20 protein-coding genes are annotated in these 18,943 nt (G+C 27.3%); 8 read left to right on the top strand and 12 right to left on the bottom strand.

From position 1 onward, the window contains the following. Window positions 1–118 precede the first annotated feature (118 nt). The 6 genes from pnp to BHYOB78_RS09790 all read right to left on the bottom strand — a co-directional run bounded on the left by pnp (window position 119) and on the right by BHYOB78_RS09790 (window position 5,993). Window positions 119–2,257: a polyribonucleotide nucleotidyltransferase gene (gene pnp, locus BHYOB78_RS09815; protein ID WP_012670625.1), complete on the bottom strand. Its 2,139-nt coding sequence runs from the start codon at window positions 2,255–2,257 to the stop codon at window positions 119–121. A 69-nt stretch (window positions 2,258–2,326) separates the two neighbouring features. Next, window positions 2,327–2,596: a 30S ribosomal protein S15 gene (rpsO, locus tag BHYOB78_RS09810; RefSeq protein WP_008726355.1), complete on the bottom strand. Its 270-nt coding sequence runs from the start codon at window positions 2,594–2,596 to the stop codon at window positions 2,327–2,329. Beyond that, complete coding sequence (locus tag BHYOB78_RS09805; protein ID WP_012670623.1) at window positions 2,563–3,498, bottom strand: bifunctional riboflavin kinase/FAD synthetase; 936 nt, start codon at window positions 3,496–3,498, stop codon at window positions 2,563–2,565. The genes rpsO and BHYOB78_RS09805 overlap by 34 nt, the downstream gene beginning before the upstream one ends. 23 nt (window positions 3,499–3,521) lie before the next feature. Beyond that, the gene (locus tag BHYOB78_RS09800; RefSeq protein ID WP_020063992.1) at window positions 3,522–4,526 is read right to left on the bottom strand and encodes a hypothetical protein; all 1,005 of its coding nucleotides are present in this window, start codon (window positions 4,524–4,526) and stop codon (window positions 3,522–3,524) included. A 49-nt stretch (window positions 4,527–4,575) separates the two neighbouring features. After that, complete coding sequence (locus BHYOB78_RS09795; RefSeq protein ID WP_012670621.1) at window positions 4,576–4,953, bottom strand: STAS domain-containing protein; 378 nt, start codon at window positions 4,951–4,953, stop codon at window positions 4,576–4,578. Window positions 4,954–5,009: 56 nt separating this feature from the next. Then, window positions 5,010–5,993, bottom strand: a complete 984-nt coding sequence (locus BHYOB78_RS09790) for a Rieske 2Fe-2S domain-containing protein (RefSeq protein ID WP_020063991.1) — start codon at window positions 5,991–5,993, stop codon at window positions 5,010–5,012. Between the two features lie 227 nt (window positions 5,994–6,220). Here BHYOB78_RS09790 and ychF point away from each other — a divergent pair, with 227 nt between their 5' ends. After that, window positions 6,221–7,321: a redox-regulated ATPase YchF gene (gene ychF, locus BHYOB78_RS09785; protein ID WP_020063990.1), complete on the top strand. Its 1,101-nt coding sequence runs from the start codon at window positions 6,221–6,223 to the stop codon at window positions 7,319–7,321. A 73-nt stretch (window positions 7,322–7,394) separates the two neighbouring features. Then, complete coding sequence (locus tag BHYOB78_RS09780; protein WP_012670618.1) at window positions 7,395–8,645, top strand: chloride channel protein; 1,251 nt, start codon at window positions 7,395–7,397, stop codon at window positions 8,643–8,645. A gap of 121 nt (window positions 8,646–8,766) precedes the next feature. Here BHYOB78_RS09780 and BHYOB78_RS13805 read toward each other — a convergent pair whose 3' ends face one another. The 3 genes from BHYOB78_RS13805 to BHYOB78_RS09770 all read right to left on the bottom strand — a co-directional run bounded on the left by BHYOB78_RS13805 (window position 8,767) and on the right by BHYOB78_RS09770 (window position 9,968). Beyond that, the gene (locus BHYOB78_RS13805; RefSeq protein WP_244269313.1) at window positions 8,767–8,928 is read right to left on the bottom strand and encodes a hypothetical protein; all 162 of its coding nucleotides are present in this window, start codon (window positions 8,926–8,928) and stop codon (window positions 8,767–8,769) included. Continuing rightward, window positions 8,894–9,265 carry a DUF2262 domain-containing protein gene (locus tag BHYOB78_RS09775; protein WP_244269312.1) on the bottom strand — a complete coding sequence of 124 codons (372 nt, stop codon included), beginning with the start codon at window positions 9,263–9,265 and terminating at the stop codon, window positions 8,894–8,896. Before BHYOB78_RS09775 ends, BHYOB78_RS13805 begins: the two co-directional genes overlap by 35 nt. A gap of 82 nt (window positions 9,266–9,347) precedes the next feature. Next, window positions 9,348–9,968, bottom strand: a complete 621-nt coding sequence (locus BHYOB78_RS09770) for a cytidylate kinase-like family protein (RefSeq protein WP_012670616.1) — start codon at window positions 9,966–9,968, stop codon at window positions 9,348–9,350. 205 nt (window positions 9,969–10,173) lie between these two features. On the opposite strand from BHYOB78_RS09770, the gene BHYOB78_RS09765 reads away from it, so the two are divergent. The 5 genes from BHYOB78_RS09765 (at window position 10,174) to BHYOB78_RS09745 (ending at window position 15,166) form a co-directional block, all read left to right on the top strand. Next, on the top strand, window positions 10,174–10,713 hold the full coding sequence (locus BHYOB78_RS09765) for a rubrerythrin family protein (protein ID WP_014488538.1): 540 nt from the start codon (window positions 10,174–10,176) through the stop codon (window positions 10,711–10,713). Between the two features lie 114 nt (window positions 10,714–10,827). Further along, window positions 10,828–12,357, top strand: a complete 1,530-nt coding sequence (gene rny / locus BHYOB78_RS09760; protein WP_020063988.1) for a ribonuclease Y — start codon at window positions 10,828–10,830, stop codon at window positions 12,355–12,357. Between the two features lie 5 nt (window positions 12,358–12,362). After that, entirely contained in the window at window positions 12,363–13,178 is an 816-nt protein-coding gene (locus BHYOB78_RS09755; RefSeq protein WP_020063987.1) for a TIGR00282 family metallophosphoesterase, read from the top strand. 14 nt (window positions 13,179–13,192) lie between these two features. Continuing rightward, window positions 13,193–14,245 carry a hypothetical protein gene (locus BHYOB78_RS09750; RefSeq protein ID WP_020063986.1) on the top strand — a complete coding sequence of 351 codons (1,053 nt, stop codon included), beginning with the start codon at window positions 13,193–13,195 and terminating at the stop codon, window positions 14,243–14,245. 231 nt (window positions 14,246–14,476) lie between these two features. Further along, the gene (locus tag BHYOB78_RS09745; protein ID WP_012670611.1) at window positions 14,477–15,166 is read left to right on the top strand and encodes a hypothetical protein; all 690 of its coding nucleotides are present in this window, start codon (window positions 14,477–14,479) and stop codon (window positions 15,164–15,166) included. Between the two features lie 47 nt (window positions 15,167–15,213). Here the strand turns inward: BHYOB78_RS09745 and BHYOB78_RS09740 are convergent, their stop codons facing one another. The 3 genes from BHYOB78_RS09740 to BHYOB78_RS09730 form a co-directional block, all read right to left on the bottom strand. Then, window positions 15,214–16,422 (bottom strand): DUF4384 domain-containing protein, encoded by a 1,209-nt coding sequence (locus BHYOB78_RS09740; RefSeq protein WP_012670610.1) that lies wholly within the window; start codon window positions 16,420–16,422, stop codon window positions 15,214–15,216. An 8-nt stretch (window positions 16,423–16,430) separates the two neighbouring features. Beyond that, the gene (locus BHYOB78_RS09735) at window positions 16,431–17,393 is read right to left on the bottom strand and encodes a ParB/RepB/Spo0J family partition protein (protein ID WP_012670609.1); all 963 of its coding nucleotides are present in this window, start codon (window positions 17,391–17,393) and stop codon (window positions 16,431–16,433) included. Window positions 17,394–17,492: 99 nt separating this feature from the next. After that, window positions 17,493–18,257 (bottom strand): ParA family protein, encoded by a 765-nt coding sequence (locus BHYOB78_RS09730; protein ID WP_012670608.1) that lies wholly within the window; start codon window positions 18,255–18,257, stop codon window positions 17,493–17,495. A gap of 246 nt (window positions 18,258–18,503) precedes the next feature. Between BHYOB78_RS09730 and BHYOB78_RS09725 the strand changes: the two genes are divergently transcribed. Further along, window positions 18,504–18,908, top strand: a complete 405-nt coding sequence (locus BHYOB78_RS09725; RefSeq protein WP_012670607.1) for a hypothetical protein — start codon at window positions 18,504–18,506, stop codon at window positions 18,906–18,908. Window positions 18,909–18,943: the final 35 nt, after the last annotated feature.

Below are 18,943 nucleotides of genomic sequence, written 5' to 3'. Positions count from 1 at the left end.
AAGGATTAAATTATATTTGTTAATTAAAGATTAGAATATTTTATTGTTAAATAAAAAAAGGCTATTATATTTTTATAACAGCCTTTTATCATTAAAAATTATTTATTTAAATTTTTAATTAGAATCTTTTTTTACCATGTTTTTTTTCTTTTTTATTATATTCTTCTTCAACATAATCAGCAGGTTTTTCAAGCAATGCTTTTCTGCTTAAAGAATATTTACCGCCCTTAACATCTAATATTTTTACTTTTACTTCATCACCGATTTTTAGAACTTCCTCTACATTCATAACATGTTTATAAGCAAGTTCTGATATATGGCAAAGTCCTTCTACTCCCGGAAGTATCTCAACGAAAGCACCGAAATCTTTGATGTCTTTGACTATTCCGTCATAAACTTCGCCAACTTCAGGATCTTTAACATAAGAGTTGATAAGTTTTATAGTTTTATCTAAAGTAGGAGTATCAGGAGCAAATATATTAACTACACCGCTGTCTTGTATTTCTACATCGCTTCCAGTTTCTTCTATTATAGCTTTTATATTTTTTCCGCCAGGTCCTATTAATACTCTTATTTTTTCAGGATTAACATCCATAGTTTTGTATTTAGGAGCAAAATCAGAAATCTCTCCAGCATTAGCTATGGTAGCATCTATTTTATCAAGTATAAAATATCTTGCTTTTTTAGCCTGCTCTAATGCTTCTTTTAATATTTGAGCAGAGATTCCTGTAAGTTTAATATCCAATTGGAAAGCAGTAATACCTTTACGAGTTCCTGCCACTTTGAAATCCATATCTCCTAAATGATCTTCTACCCCTTGTATATCTGTAAGTATTTTATAGCCGTCTTTGTATGTAGCAAGTCCCATAGCAATACCTGCAACGCTTGCATTAAGAGGAACACCTGCTGAAAGTAATGACATAGTAGATGCACATATTGTAGCCATTGATGAAGAACCATTACTTTCTAGTATTTCAGCAACTACTCTTATAGTGTACGGAAATTTATCTTTTGGAGGAAGTACAGCATTGAAAGAACGTTCTGCTAAATTACCATGTCCTATTTCTCTTCTTCCAGGAGCACCATATCTTCCAACTTCTCCTACAGAGAATGGAGGGAAATTATAATGAAGCATAAAAGTTTTATTTTCTTTGCCGTATATATCGTCCATTAACTGAGCATCTTTCTCACTTCCTAATGTAACTATAGATAAACATTGAGTTTGTCCTCTTGTGAAAAGGGCAGAACCATGTACTCTAGGAATAAGATTTGTCATAGTAGTTATAGGACGAATTTCATCTAATGCTCTTCCGTCAGGGCGCATACATTTTTCTACTATAGCCTCTCTAACTATTTCTTCTTCTATAGAATGACAAATACCTTTAACTTGAGATATCAATTTTTCATCTTCTACTTTAGTTTTGATATATTCTTCTATCTCATTGAAGGCATTATCCATACTTTCATTTCTTTTAGTTTTATCAGGATTATAATTAGCAGATTCTATTTTATCTCTGCCGTATTCTGTAACCATTTTTACTAAATCAGCATCGAATTCAAATAATTCCTGTTCTATTTTTTGAGTTCCGCATAGACTAGCCATTTCATTTTGCATATCAATATATTTCTGCATTTCTTTATGAGCTAATTCTATTGCTCCAATAAACACTTCTTCAGAAACTTCTTTAGCTTCTCCTTCAATCATCAAAATAGCATCTTTACTTCCAGCTACAATAATATCTAATTCACTAGTAGAAAGCTCGCTATTTTTAGGATTGATTATATATTCTCCGTTTTTATACCCTATTCTTACAGCTGCAACTGGTCCTCCGAAAGGTATCCAAGAAATGGTAAGTGCTGCAGATGAAGCTATTAAAGCCAAAGCATCTGTAGGCATATCAGTATCTACTGAGAGTACTGTAGGTATTATTTGAACTTCATTTCTAAAACCTTCAGGAAAAAGAGGTCTCAAAGGTCTGTCTATGATACGAGATATAAGTATTTCTTTATCTCTTGGCTTTGCTTCTCTTTTAAAGAAACCGCCTGGAATTTTACCGCCTGCATAATATTTTTCATTATAATTTACTGTTAAAGGGAAAAAGTCAGATTCTAAATTAGGTTCTTTAGCCGCTACAACAGTTGCTAATATAGTTGTATTTCCAAGTCTCAAAGTTACAGAACCATGAGCTTGTTTTGCTAAAAGTCCGGTTTCTAAAATTAACTCCTCTCCACAAAATACACTTTTAACTGTTACCATATTTTACTCCTTATACTAGGTACAAAACACCGAGAGGGTATTGAAATCATTAAATTTGATTGAGCAAATTTATTTTCTTAATTTTAATCTTTGTATAAGATTTTTATAAGCTTCTATATCAGTTTTTCTTAAATAGTTAAGAAGTTTTCTTCTTTTAGCAACCATTTTAAGAAGTCCCATTCTTGAATGATTATCTTTAGTATGAGTTTGAAAGTGACCTTTTAAATAAGTTATGCGATTAGTTAAAAGTGCTACTTGTACTTCTGTAGAGCCTGTATCCTTTTCATTTTTACCAAATTCTTTTATTATTTTTGCTTTTTCGTCTGCTGTGATAGACATTTTTTTGTTCTCCTTTTGAAATATTTTCTTATCTTTTTTTCATCATTTTCTAATAATTTTTTTACTTCATCTATAGAGTTTACTTTTATATTATCTCTGATATATTTGAGTAATACAATAGTTATTTTTTTACCATATATCATTTTAGAAAAATCCAATATATGGCTTTCTACTCTTAGTTCTTTATTGATATTACTGATACCTATAAAAGTAAGAGCTTTATATATAGTATCAGAATTACCTATTTGTACTGTAGAACTATATACACCCATTTTAGGTATAAAAATATTTTTAGGTATTTCTAAATTAGCAGTAGGGTATCCTATTTTTCTTCCTAGAGCATTACCATGAACTACTAATCCGCTCATAGAATATTCTCTTCCAAGCATTTTATTAACGCTAACCATATCTCCGTTTGAAAGAGCTTCACGAATATTGGAGCTTGATATTTTATCTTTTTTGTAATTTAAGAAATTGATAAAACTTACTCCAATGCCGCATTCTTTTGAATATTTCTTTAAGAATTCGCTGTCTCCCATTCTGTCTTTACCGAATGCAAAATCATTTCCTACAGCAATATGTTTCATGCGATAATATTCTATGAGTTTATCAAAGAACTCTTTAGCTTCCATTGTATAAAATTCTGGTAAAAAGTCAATAACTATTATATAATTAATACCCATAGACTTTATTAAAGCATTATTATCTTCAGTATTATATATTGATACATTTTTCTTTTTGATAACTATTGCTATTGATATTAGATTATTTTTATTTGCGTATTCAACTGTGTATTTAATCAGCTTTTGATGTCCTTTATGTACGCTGTCAAATTTTCCTATTGTTACTATACTATCTTTTTTTATAGGAAGTTTACAAAAATCATATATAATGCGGTTCATTTTAGTATTCTTTATCCGTTTCTTTAATTATTAATTGTTTTTTTATCGTTATTTAGAATTTTTTTCAAAGCTAATGATATTATTATGGTGATTAATGATGCTATGAACATATATAGATTCATAGTCCAATAATTTACATTTCTTACTATTAATTCTAATAAATTATATTGTTCTATAGATACAGCAAATATTATTTTTATTATACCATATAATAAAAGAGCATTTAGTATATTATGATATATATACTGTCTTGAATTTAGAGATAATCCCAACATATAGAAAGCAAATAACATAAGCCATAGATTAATAAACAATAAAGCTATAGCATAGATTGGCATTTCAGTCAAAGTGATTATTTTTAGTAATGCAACTATTATTGGAAATACTTCAAATCCGAAAATTATATCTGCTGTAAAGCTTGATAAATAATTTCCTATAGAATTTCTGCTAAATATACTTGATGTTTTTTCTATTACTGAAGTACCGTTAATTTCTTTTACTTCATGTAAAGATATTTCTTTATCAGTAATATATATATAATCTCCTATATATAATTTACCCATAACTGTAGGATCTACTAATATTACATTTTTGTATGTATTATCTAATAATTTATATCCTACTTTTATTAAGTAATTATCAACTTTAGTAAAATATCTTCCTGTATCATCTATAAATAATGAAGTTTTATCATTAAGTTCGTTTCTAAGATAGTCTATGTTTTTATTAAATGCTACTGTATAAGCCGGATATAATGTAATAAATAAGGCAAGAATACCTATTGCTATAATTGTTGATAAGCTTCCTGAAAATTTATTTAAAGCTCCTATTATTACTACAGAGGAAATACCGGCAACTATAACTATTGCAAGGAAATAATGTTCCATCAAATTTTTTACTAAATCAATATTCATGTTTTGGTAAATATTATTTGTATCCAAAACTTTAAATAAATAAATTCCAAAATATATTATAAAAAACGCTACAAAGAAAAGCGTAAGAGTAACAAGATTTTTAATAGTTTTCATGATTATATATTATATCTAGAGAAAGAAAAATTCAAGTATAAAAATCAAATTAAGCTGATTTAATATCGTTTAATATGCCGAAATTATAAAAAGCATTATTTATGTCATTGAAAGACTCTAAATAATTTGATAATTCCATAATATTATAATCATTTTTAACAACACCATACATATTTGTCAAAACTAGATCACCTTTTTTATGTAATAATTCTTTTTTTAATTCTACAAGATATTCCCATATTTCTTTTTCTATAAAAAGACAATCGGATAAATCTAATATGATATTGTTTATATCTTTTGTGATAAATTCTGAGAATAAATCTTTTATTTGAGGAAGATGTTCATCATATATGTTATTATATAAAGATATAATGATAACAGAATCATCTTTTAAATAATAGCTGCTTTCTAGTGAAATACCTATCATAAGATTACTTTAACAAATTTTTAATTTTTAGTCAATAAATTTATTTGAAATTTGATTTAATTATTAGATTTTTTTAATTTATCTCTAGTGCTTCTATATATTATTATAGGTTTATCTCCTGGTATTAATTTTTCTTCTTTCATTCCCAAATATGACTCTTTGCTTGACTGAGTTTTTACTACATTTTTATCTTGTTTTAATACCTTATCTGAATATTTTTTTCCTATAAGATTCACTATAGATTTTATAAAAGGAATATTTACTATTTTCTGATAAAACCTCATATATATAACTGTATTTTCATCATCAACAGGGGCAAATACTCCAAATACACGCATCTTTTCAAATATGTAATTCTGCCAAGTATTTGGGAAATAAAAATATAAAAAGTATTTAAAATATTCTTTTTTCATTTCAGATTCTCTTAATGCCTTCTGTCCGCTGTCAATAACATTATTTACATAGAATTTTAATATATTATTATCATCATCTAACTCTACTAAAGGGCCATTAACTACAGTTTTGTTTCCTTTACCTATAGTATTATAATGAACAAAAGCGATATGAACTACATCAAGCTGATTTTCTATACATCTTGTATAATGATTATGCCACTGATCCCTTATTGTAGAATATGAGAATTTTTTATCTTTCAAATCATCAGGAAACATTATTCTGTCATTAATTTTATCTTTATCTCCATACCATAACCATATAAATCCATATAATTCTCTAACTTCATAACCTTCAACAAAGAAATTTTTATTAACTTCAGTATTTTTTCCATTAGCAGGAATCATTACTGTTTTTCCTGTTTTATCAAATTGAAAACCATGAAATGGGCATGCTATATTGTTTCCGCATATTTTCCCATGAGATAATGAAGCTCCTCTATGGCAGCATTTATCATCTATGCAGCATATATTATTGTTTGAATCTCTCCAAAATACTAGATTTTTATTTAATCTTTTTGCAAAAAGAGGTTTATTTCTTTTTACTTCTTTAGAATCTAGTACAGCATACCACATATTATATATCATAATTATATCCTAAATATTTTATATTATAATTATATATTGTTATTTTAATAAATAAACATTTTATAAGATGATTTTTTTTAGATATACAATATTAAGAATAATATAAATTCAAATATTTTTTATTATTCACTTTAATATACTTGTTATTAATATTTTTTGATATATAATATTACCGAAAATAATTCAGTTTTTCAATTTAATGTTAAATACAAATTAAGGAAATAAATATGGCTTTATCTATAGGAATAGTAGGACTTCCTAATGTTGGAAAATCTACACTTTTTAATGCACTTACAAATGCCCATGCAGAGGCAGCTAATTACCCATTTTGTACTATAGATAAAAATGAAGCTACTGCCATAATAAAAGATGAAAGGGTTGATAAATTAGCAGCGCTTTTTAAATCAAAAAAGAAAGTTTATAATACAACAACATTTGTAGATATTGCAGGACTTGTTAAAGGAGCTTCAAAAGGTGAGGGGTTAGGTAATAAATTTCTTTCTCATATTAGAGAAGTTAACGCAGTTTTGCATGTTGTAAGAGTGTTTGAGGATGGAAATATTACCCATATAGGAGAAGTTGATCCTCTAAGAGATTTAGACATTATATTAACAGAGCTTATGCTTGCAGATATTGAAACTATTAATGCAAGAATGGAAAAGCAGAAAAAAGCAGCAAAAGGTGCTAAGGTAAAATCTGCTGAAGAAGAAGTAGCTTTATTAGAAAAAATACTGCCTGAATTAAATAATTTTAAGCCTGTATTCAGTCTTGATTTAACAGATACAGAAAAAGAAATATTAAGACCTTTATTCTTATTAACAGCAAAAAGTATGATGATAGGTGCTAATTTATCAGAAAATGAACTTGCTAATCCTGAGAAAAATTCTAATTATGTAACATTACAAAAATATGCAAATGAAAGAAATATTGAATTGATACCTTTCAGTGCTAAAATAGAGGCAGATTTGCAGGATTTAGATGAAGAAGAAAGATTAAGCTATTTAGAAGATTTAGGAGTTAAAGAATCAGGAGTGGCAAGACTTACAAAAGCAGGACATAGATTATTGAAGCTTTTAACATTCCTTACTTCAGGGGAAGATGAGACAAGGGCTTGGACTGTAAGAGAAGGTGCTTATGCTCCGGAGGCAGCAGGAGTTATACATAGCGATTTCGAGAGAGGATTTATAAGTGCTGAGGTTATAAACTGCGATAAGCTTTTAGAGCTTGGCAGTTTTGTTAAAGCTAAAGAGGCTGGTGCTATAAGACTTGAGGGTAAGCAATATCTTATGCAAGAAGGCGATGTTGTAACATTCAGATTTAATGTATGATTAACACTATTATATTTTTTATATATAATAATGATTGATAAAAAATAAAAAACATTGATTAGAAAACTAAATTATGAAGATAAATTTTGAAGTTAAATACATAAAACTTTTTATACTGTCTGCTTGTATAGGAGCAGTTGTAGGGTTCATAATATCTATATATAGAATTATATTATATAAGTTAAGTGTTAATGTATTCTATGTATCAAATTTCATATTTGAAAAATGGTATTACCCAGTTCTTTTATTTGCATTTCTTATAGCTATGGGCTGTCTTATAGGTTATATTCTTATACATTATCCGCAGATAAGAGGTGCAGGAGTTCCTCAGATAAAATATTATATATCTCTGCATGAACCTAAAAATATATTTTTTGAAATTTTATTTAAGCTTTTCGGAAGTATGATATCATTTGCAAGCGGTATTTCTCTAGGAAGGGCAGGTCCTTCAATGCATGTAGGTATGCTTGTTGGACTTTTTTTTCATAAATATTTTTCTAAATTGGCTAAATATAGAAGATATTTACTTGTTTCCGGAGCTTGTGCCGGAATGACTGCTACTTTCAGTGCTCCTTTTACAGGAATTGCTTTTTCTTTTGAAGAGCTTGGAGAGCATAAAAATCATATAGTTTTTGTATGTATAGTTTTTTCTTCCATAGCTTCAATACTTGTAATAGAGCATATTGTAGGGCAGGGATTCATACTTAATTTCAATTTACCTAAAATTCTTGAGGTAAGACATTATATATCTTTACTTCCTTTTGGTATAATATGCGGAATACTTGCTTCTATGTTAAATTTTCTTATGAATTTCTTTTCTAAGATGTATCAAAAGATTAATAATGATATAATTCGTCCAGTTCCTGCATTTTTGCTTGCTGGATTTATGATAATGTTTTTCCCTTATGTACTTGGAAGCGGTGATTTGCTTATAGGAAGTATAGTAAAAGATAAGTTTTCTGTATCTATGCTTTTTATATTGATATTTGTGAAATTATTTTATACTTCTGTATGTGCTACTTCCGGAGCAGTTGGAGGAATATTCTTTCCTACATTTATATTAGGTGCTTCAATAGGTTCTTTATATGATATATTTTTAGTTAAATATTTTCCTGATTATGCAGTATATGGAGATTTGTTTATACTTCTTGGAATAACTTCATTAATGTCAGGAATTACAAGAACTCCTATAATGGTATGTATATTGATACTTGAAATATCCAACTCTATTTCTAATTTCTCGGCACTTGTTATAGTCGCGATAATATCGTATATGGTTGCTAAGGTATTGGGAGTAACTTCTATATATGATCATCAAGATTAATAATAATTTTTATTTTAGATTATAAAAGAATTATTATTTAGTATAAAGATTTAAAAATGTAAAATCAATTATAGTTTGTCTGTTTTTATTTTATGACAAACTATATTGTTTTTTACTTGTATTATCCTGCGATATCGCCGTATTCTATGTTTTTATCTCCGTCAATATAAACTATTAATGAATGATGTTTAAAATAATCAGGTTCAAAAAGTATATGCAATGCTGTATCGGGTCTTGTTTCATCTTCATCAAAGTCTATTAATATTGTATCTATATATAGCATTAAAAAAATCTTCATCTTTTATAGGTATAGTGATTAATTCTCCAGATTGATTTTTATATGTATTTTCATCTACTTCTTCGCAAGTTATTACCCATTCTTCTGCTAATTCTAAACATTGTTTTTCTATAAGGAAATCTGTAACATTTTTTTTATGCTCATCAATCCATTTTAATATTTCATTGATTTTATCTATATATTTCATAAGCATTTCAGACTTATTTGATACTTCGCCAAAATCTATTAATAATGATATTTTTTCATCATCCCATAAATCGCAGTCAGATTCATAAGAAAAGTAATCATTTTCATAAAAATCTTTTATAATCTTATCCTTCATAATATCCTCTTATTTCATATCATTTTTATATTTGCAGATCTTTATATTTAAATATAGTAATATATTATCAATTTTCAAGTATTTATATTCTTTTTTTGGCAGCTTCTATAATAATATTGCATACATTTTCATCATCAAAACATCCGCTGTCTATAGTTAAATTGTAATTAACCATATTTCCCCATTCCATACCTGTGTAGTATTTGTAGTAATTAGACCTGTATTTATCCGTATTTCTTAATTGTGTTTCTGCATTTTCTATCTGTACACCATATTCTTTTGTTATTCTTTCTATTCTATTTTTATCAGGGGCATGTATAAAAACATTAAAGCATTGATGTTGAGTATTTTTAAGTATAAAATTAGCACATCTTCCTATTATTACACAGTTTCCTTTGTTTGCTATATCCTTTATTACTTCGCTTTGTATTTCAAACATTTTGTCTAGGGTTGAATATTTGATTTCACCTGAGAAAGGGCTTGAAAAATGTTCTTTATGAAATGCACTAAAGAAAAGATTATCATTAGTGAATTTTTCTTCTACATTTTCTAAATAATCTCTATTAATACCAGTTCTTTTTGCTACTATTTCTACAAATTCTTTATCATAGAAATTTATATTTAATTTGTTTGCTATTAATTTTCCAATATTTCTTCCGCCGCTTCCATATTGTCTGCTTATAGTTATAATAATACTGTCCATATTTTAGCCATTTTTTGAATTTAATAATTTTTTTATTATAATACAAAAAAAATTTAAATCTACATTAATGCTATGTAATTTTTTTTCTATTTTTAAAAAAATGGTTTGATTTTTTTTTAACTAATTGATATCATGTACATAGGAATATTATAATAAAAACAATTATTCTTTTTTAAGATAAATATATAATTTGGAGGAAATAAATATGGCTGCTAAAACATTAGAAGAAGTTTTATATCAAATATTTCAAGGCGAATCAAACGCTGCAAATAGATATAGTTCATTTGGTAAAGCATCTAGCAATAAAGCTATTCAAAAAGTTTTTTCAACAACATCATTGGCAGAGAAAATTCATGCTGAAAAAATGAGAAAATTAGCTCTAAGAAGCGGATTAGATATGAGTAAATTCGTTCCTCAGCTTAACCCTGTAGAACCTTTAAGCGATAAAGAAAATTTAGAGGCAGGAATAAAAGGTGAGGTTTATGAATCTACTATACTTTATCCTCAATTAGCACAGGTTGCAATAGAGCAGAAAAATAAATTAGCTAGCGATACTGTAAATTCATTAGGTAAAGTTGAAACAGAACATGCTAAACTTTTCCAAGATATTATAGATAATTTCTTGAATAAAGACGGAGATGTTACTTTCTATCTTTGCCCAAGCTGCGGTAATATATATAGAGATAAAGCACCTGAAACTTGCGAAACTTGCGGAGGCTCAGGAAAGATGTTCCAAAAATATTAATAGCAACATTTTTTGTTATTTTTATAATTAATATATTATTGACAATATAATAAATCTATGTTAAATAATACTATATTGTAAAAAATAATATAAAACATAAAAAAGAGGTGAAATATGAATCCAGTAATAATTATCACCTCTGTTGTAGTTGCGTTTGTTTTTGGATATACAACCCGTTTTATTATAGCTAAAATCAAGCTTAATTCTACGGAAATAATAACACATAAATTGCTCCAAAGTGCAAGAGAGCAAGCAGAAAATGAGAGAAAGACTATACTTTCTGAAGCTAATTCTGAAATACAGAAAGAACGTAATAGACTAGAAAGCGAAAATAGAGATAGAAAAGCTGAAATTCAGAAATTAGAAAATAGAGTGCTACAACGAGAGGCTAATATTGATAAAAAGTCTCAATATTTGGAAAATAAAGAGCATAATATTGAGAATAAAATGAAAAAAATAAAAGAACAGGAGGATAAATTAACTTCTGTTATACAAGATGCGGAAAAAGAACTTGAAAGAATAGCGGGACTTACTAAGGAAGAAGCTAAGGCTGACTTGATAAGAAGCATAGAAGAAGATGCTAAAAAATCTGCTACTAAAATAGTTGACAATATAGAAAAAAATGCTATAGAAACAGGAGAAAAAAAAGCAAGGGAAATTATCGTACAAACTATACAAAGACTTTCAAGCGAAGTGGCTCAGGAAACTTCTGTAACATCTGTATCTTTACCTAGTGAAGAAATGAAAGGAAGAATCATAGGAAGAGAAGGAAGAAATATCAGAATGCTTGAGACACTTACTGGTGTTGATATTATTATAGATGATACTCCTGAAGCTGTTGTAATATCATGTTTCGATCCTGTAAGAAAGCATATTGCTAAAGTTTCATTAGAAAAGCTTATCCTAGATGGAAGAATTCACCCTGCCAGAATAGAAGAAGTTGTTGAGAGAACTAAAAGAGAAGTTGAAGATTCTATAATGGAAGCTGGTGAAAATGCTATTGTAGATTTGAATCTTACCACTATGCACCATGAATTAATAAGGCATATGGGAAGACTTCAGTATAGAACAAGTTATGGACAAAATATGCTTTTCCATAGTAAAGAAGTTGCTAATATTGCTGCTATGATAGCTGCTGAAATAGGTGCCAATGTGGAAATGGCTAAGAGAAGTGCATTTTTGCATGATATAGGAAAGGCTATAGAAACAGAAGGCGAGGGTTCTCATGCTATGAGTGGTGCCGATTTAGCTAAAAGATGCGGAGAAAAAGAAGAAGTAGTTAATGCTATAAGAGCGCATCATAATGATGTTGATACTCAAACTGTTGAGGCTGTAATAGTAAAGGCTGCAGATGCTATTAGTGCTGCAAGACCTGGAGCAAGAAGAGAATCTTTTGAAAGTTACATAAAACGTTTAGATAATTTAGAAAAGATTGCTGATAGTATAGAGGGTGTTGAAAAATCATTTGCTATACAGGCAGGCCGTGAACTTAGAGTTATGGCTAAAAGCGATATAGTAGATGATATTCAAGCTAAACAAATAGCAAGAGATATTGCTAAGAGAATAGAAGATGAATTGAAATACCCAGGTATAATTAGAGTTACTGTTATTAGAGAAACTAGAGCAGTTGAAGTTGCAAGGTAAATAAAATGTCTGTGAAGAATATACTATGTCTTGGCGATATTATAGGCGTTACAGGACGTTATGCTATAAGAAGGCATTTAGAAGAAATAAAATTAGAGAATAATATAGACTTTATAATAGCAAATGGTGAAAATGCTGCCAATGGAATAGGGATCACTAGAGATACAGCGGCTGAACTTTTTAATTCCGGTATAGATGTACTAACTTCTGGTAATCATATTTGGAATAATAGAGATGTTTTTGCTTTAATAGGAAATGAACATCGTCTGCTTCGTCCGTATAATTATCCTAGTGATGCTCCTGGGCTTGGCTATTATATATATGATATGTTGGATTGTAAGATTGGGGTAATTAATCTTATGGGAAGGACTTTTATGGATACATTGGATTGTCCTTTCAAGAAAGCCAATCTTGCAATTAAGCATATAAAAGAAAAAACAAATATCATATTCATAGATTTCCATGCTGAAGCTACAGCGGAAAAAATAGCTTTTTCATATTATCTTGAAAGTCAGGTTTCATGCATATTTGGTACACATACGCATGTTCAAACTGCAGATGAAAAGATATTATCATCGTATACAGCTTATATATCTGATGTAGGTATGTGCGGAAGTTATAATTCTGTTATAGGAATGAAAAAAGAGCCTGCTATTGCCAGATTTGTTACTAAAATGCCTCATAGATTTGAGGTTGAAACTACTAGTCCTATGATTAATGGTATTGTAGTTCAAATTGATACTGTAACAGGTAAAGCTATTTCTATTAAGCGTATAAATTTGGTTTATCATAATGATATTGTAGAAAGACAAGAAAAATAATTAGAGAGAACTTTATGGAAGAAAATGATAATAGTCCGAAAATTTTTATTAGGCATTTTTTTATTTTTTATATAAAAGTTGCTGTTATTCATACTTTAACTTATATAGTTTTTGGAATATTATTTTCTAATATGTTCGATTATAGTTCAGTATATAACAATGATATAGTATCTAATTTTATGCGAGGCTTTGAATCGCCTCTTACAGTTATAGGACCATTTTTACAGCCTATAAGGGCAATATTTATAGCTATTGCATTATTTCCTCTAAGAAGAATTATAGCAACTAAATTCGGCTGGTTTATACTATGGCTTGTATTTGCATGTATAGGTATTATTGCATCTCCTTCATCAGCACCTAGTTCTATAGAAGGTTTAATATATACTCAGCTTCCTATTGAATTTCATCTAACTAATTTACCTGAACTTCTTATTCAAACTTTTTCTTTTTCTATAATACTTTGGGTTGTTGAAATGCTCCCTCATACTGAAAAAGAGTTTTCAAGCAGAGTATTTTTATTAAAATTATTATTTGCTATATTGTATACTATGATAGGTATATTTTTGACTTCTATATGCGGAATAATTATAATGAATTTCTTAGAATTAGATTATAATAATGCTAAATTAGATAGAGGTACTGTTTCATATTTATCTACAATATCTATATTAACTATTATTATATCATATTCTTTTGCAGATAAAGTTTATAAAAATAAATTATGGCTTTTTCTTACCATTCCATTAATATTATTATTATATATACTTTTCCCTTATGGTTATAATTATTTGTTTAAAACAGTATACAATAATAATATGTCATTAATTCCTTATAGTTTATCTGCCGTTTTAATGTCTATTATTTATTATGTTATTTTTGTAATTATTTATGGAAAATTAAAAAACATCAATAAAAAGCCTGCAGCAGAAGAAGAAAAAAATGATGATACTAATAAAGATGATTTGAAATTTATAGAAATTAATGCTGATAATAATGGCGATGATAATAAAGATGATATCAAATATATAGAACTTAATTCAGATAACGATAACCAAGATAATAATTAATATCTTTATAAGACATAAAATAAAAAATGTTCACTAATTTATCAACAATAAATATAAAATGTAGTATTTTTTGTATAAAACGTATTATATTTATACTATAAATTCTTTTTTTTCTTTAATTTTAAGTAAATTTATATTATATACTATATTTTTAACATTTACTTATATAATTTTTAGTGTATTATAAATTTAATAAAAAAGAGATTATTAGTATAATTTTGAGATGATTTTATGAAAAAAATATTTTTTTGTTTATTTTTAATATTTATAAATAGTTTATTTTTATTTTCTAAAGAAACTATAGAAAGAGATTTATCATATAATCCAAACTTTAGTTCTTCAAAATTCAATAATTGGCTTTTAGTTGCTGCTTTTAATGGTGATAATGTACCTACATTACAATTCATAGAAAAAACAGAAGATAAGTATTGGCAAATAAATAACGAAGATACAAAAGAATATATGTATAAGGGCAAAAATTCAAAAGCAGGTATGTTTTTTATATCTTCTATGACATACTATCAATACAGAGGATATAATCCTTTATATACAGAGAAAAGAAATAGAGATAATGCTGATATGATGAAACGTTTTTATTTCTATAGATTTACAGGAAAAGGCGGCGGAATAATATCTTTAGACAATACTTTAATAGCTATAGATATTTACACAAAATATGTTTATATATATGGAGTACCTGTAGAAGAGGATAAGGTATTCGGTGTTGATGTACCTCAAAAATGGGGTCCTTCAGATACAGTAAAATATAAAGGTTCTATTTTGCCTTTTTATAAATATGATCCTGTAGGACATGTTCAGGAAGATGGAACCATTGTTTTATATGATTTTTATCTTAATTCATTTTTAGATAAAGAAAATAGATATCAGCCTCTATATAACAGTAAATATATTTACAAATAATTATATATACGAAAAAGTTTTATTATCAAAAGGGCTATTAACTTAGTTTACTGAGTTAATAGCTCATTTGTTTCTGAAATAGATTTTAAATATATCTTTGATATTTGCCAATCTTCATAACTAATAAATTTCAATTTGTATTTTAATTTATCAGTAAATTCAGCTATTTTATTTTTTGGACATATCTTAAAGCCATCACCTTTGAAATATTCCCCTGTTATCCATTTCTGTTCTTTTCTTGTGTATAAACAATAAAAGGCATCTTCTCCGAATGGAGGCCTTATTTTTATATTGAATTTAGAGTTAGAAGGAGGAATTATATAGTTTTTTCTAGCATATATTTTATTCTCATATTTATCATTTGTGAAGTTATTGAAATCATTTGGATACATCAATATTACATTTCCGTCATTTTGAAAAGCAAAAATGTATAGATAACCTTCCATATTTGATCTGAAATTCAAAGTGAAAGATTCTCCTTCTATTATTTCGCCTATATTATTTATTATATTTGTTTTATTTTCTAATGTAATTCTTTCTATTCTAAAGTTTAAATATATTCCATTTATAGGATATTCAATGTATTTAAATATGCGGTTGGATAAATGAAATTCTAGATAAGTGCATATTTCTTGCATAGCAGATATGGTTTCATAATTATTTTTTAATTTATATTCTTTAAGTGTATATCCTGTTGCCATATCCATAACTTTTAAATTATATCTTATTTCATAAAGTTCTTCATCGCTTTTTTCTTCTCCGTCTTTATCTATGTTTTCTTTTTTTTCTCCTATTCCATATTCTATCAAGTCGCCTAAATCTTTTATCTCATTTGTAAGCACTATATCATTACTAAACATTGTATTTGTAATATTATAATTGCTTAATATTGTATTTATATCGTTTGAATTGATTGTGATTTTATTGTTGTTATTATTATTTGTATTTTTTAATACTTTTTCGCTGTCCATTATAATAACAGCCTGTACTTTTAGATTTGATGCAACAGTTAAGCCTTCTTGTAAAGTAAGTACATTTGTAGAAAATAATTTTTTCTTTTCTCTGTCTACAGAAATAGAAGTTTTTTGTTTTAGATAATGAAATCTATTTATTGCTTTTACGAGCTCTTTTCTTAAAGGCTCATTAGCTCTTAAACTATGATCTAAATCTACAGTAGCTATAAGCAGTGTTTCTCTTGAATAAAGATTTAATGATATTATAGTTATAATTAAAATATATTTTAATGCAGTTTTCAAAATTGCTCCTAATATTCAAGAGTAGGTTTTATTCCGGTTTCTCTTTCATATATTTTTTCAAGCATATCCATAATTCTTGATAGATCATCAGAACTGTAATATTCTATCACTATTTTACCTTCTTTGCCATTTTTATCTATTACATTTACTTTAGTAGAGAATATTTTTTCTAAATCATTTTCTAGCTTTTTTATATTAGGGTCTTTCTTATTTTCTTTTTTCGCTTCATTTTGATTTTCTGTATTTTCTTCATTACTACCGCTTAAATCATTTGATATATTGTTTTTTCTTTCTTTTACTATTCTTTCGCATTCTCTTACAGAGTATCCTTTCTCTATTATTTCTTTAGCAAATTCTTCTCTTTCATTTTCATCGCTTAATGATAATATTGCTCTTGCATGTCCTTCAGTTATTTTTGATTCTAATATTAGATTTTGTATATTTTCACTTAAATCTAATATACGCATAGAATTTGATATTGTACTTCTGCTTTTTCCCACTCTTAAAGCCAATTCTTCTTGTTTGATATTCAAATCATATATTAATTTTTTATAGCTTCTTGCAACTTCTATGGCATTTAAATCAGCCCTTTGTATATTTTCAACTAAAGTAAGCTCAAGCATTTTAGAATCTGCTATATTTTGGAGAACTAATGCCGGAACTTTGTTTCTGTTTAAGAATTTGAAAGCTCTGAATCTTCTTTCTCCGGATATTATTTGGTATTTTCCGTCTTTTTCTCTTAAAGTAATAGGATTTATAAGTCCATTTTCTTTTATTGATTCAGCAAGACCTTGTATTTCTTCTTCATTGAATACTTTTCTAGGCTGATCCGGATTAACATCTATAAGAGATACATCTATCTCTAGTACTCCGTTTTTTTCTGCTTCTTCAGCTGCTGTTCTTATTTCATTGTCAGCAGATTTTATTAATGCACTTAACCCCTGACCACCAAGTCCGCCTTTTCTACTCATATAAATCCTCTTAATTTTATTTAATTAACATAATTATATTTTTATAAGCTTTTTTAATACAAAATATTTTATTTTCTTAATATTTTATAACAATACTAATTATTTAGACTTTTCAACAAATTCCTTAGCAAATTCTTTGTAGCTTCTAGCCCCTACGCAGTCTTTATCATAGTCTCCTATAGCTTTACCGTATGAAGGAGCCTCACTTAATCTTACATTTCTAGGTATCATAGTTTTATAAGTTTTCTCTTTAAAGAAATTTACAACTTCTTTTACTACATCTGAAGCTAATTTTGTTCTAGCATCATACATAGTAAGAAGAACACCCTCTATTTTTAACTCTTTATTAAGATTTTCTTTTACAAGTGCTATTGTATTATTAAGTTCAGCAACTCCGTCTAATGCATAAAACTCGCATTGTATAGGTATAAGCACAGAGTCCGCTGCCGTTAATGCATTAAGTGTTAATATACCCAAAGTAGGTGGACAGTCTATAATAATATATTCATAGTCATTTTTTATAGCTTCTACAGCCTTTTTTAATTTATATTCTCTAGCTATTTCATTAACAAGTTCTATCTGAGCACCTACCAAATCAGAATCTGCTGGTATAAGGAATAAATTTTCCTGATAAGTAGGCATTATAACTTCTTTTGCATCAGCCTGTCCTATCAATATATCATATACACTTTTTTGCATTTGATCTCTTGTAATTCCTATACCTAGACAAGCATTTGCCTGAGGGTCTATATCTATAAGAAGTGTTTTATGACCCATTTTTGCTATGTTGGCACTTAAATTAACAGCTGTAGTAGTTTTTCCTACTCCGCCTTTTTGATTAACTATAGCTATAACTTTAGACATAAATATATCCTTAAACTAAAAACTATCATGAAATTATATTATTATATCAAAATCGGGCATTTTATCAAGTTTTATATATAACTATTTTATTCTATATATATGATTTTATGCTTAAAATCTTAAATTTTATTATTGTATATTTGTTATATGTTATTGACAAAATATTTTGGTGTTATACTATAGACTAGTAATGCATATCATATTAATTATTATTTATACTATGATATTGCATTTGAGGAGGTTTATATGATAAAAAATAAAAAAATTGTGAGAGCATTTATATTTATTAGTTTGATTTCTATAATATCTATGTTTTCTGTAAGCTGTTCATCATTTTTTGAGCCTGATTATAGAGTAAGATTCAGGCCTTATGATTTGAGAGGTACTTGGAGAAACATAGATAATTATAATGAAAGATTTACTATTTCTTATGATGGAATATTAACTTTTTATAATTCTGATGGTACATACAGCAGGCATTATATTGATAATTGGAATTATTATAAATATGATGAAGGAAGTTATTATGAATTGGTTATACCTAATATTCCTATTTTAGGCAGCATTGTATTTTATTTTATAAGTGAGAATGAATGTGAAATAAGTTATGGAAGCAAACCCAATATGATTTTCTATTATGAAAAAATATAATTAATAAATAACTTAATTGAATAAAGATATTTAAG

The sequence above is a fragment of the Brachyspira hyodysenteriae ATCC 27164 genome (assembly GCF_001676785.2).
In the GTDB taxonomy this organism is placed as follows: Bacteria; Spirochaetota; Brachyspiria; order Brachyspirales; family Brachyspiraceae; genus Brachyspira; species Brachyspira hyodysenteriae.
Note: the sequence above shows the minus strand (reverse complement) of the source record. Positions and strands in the feature narration are given on the sequence as shown.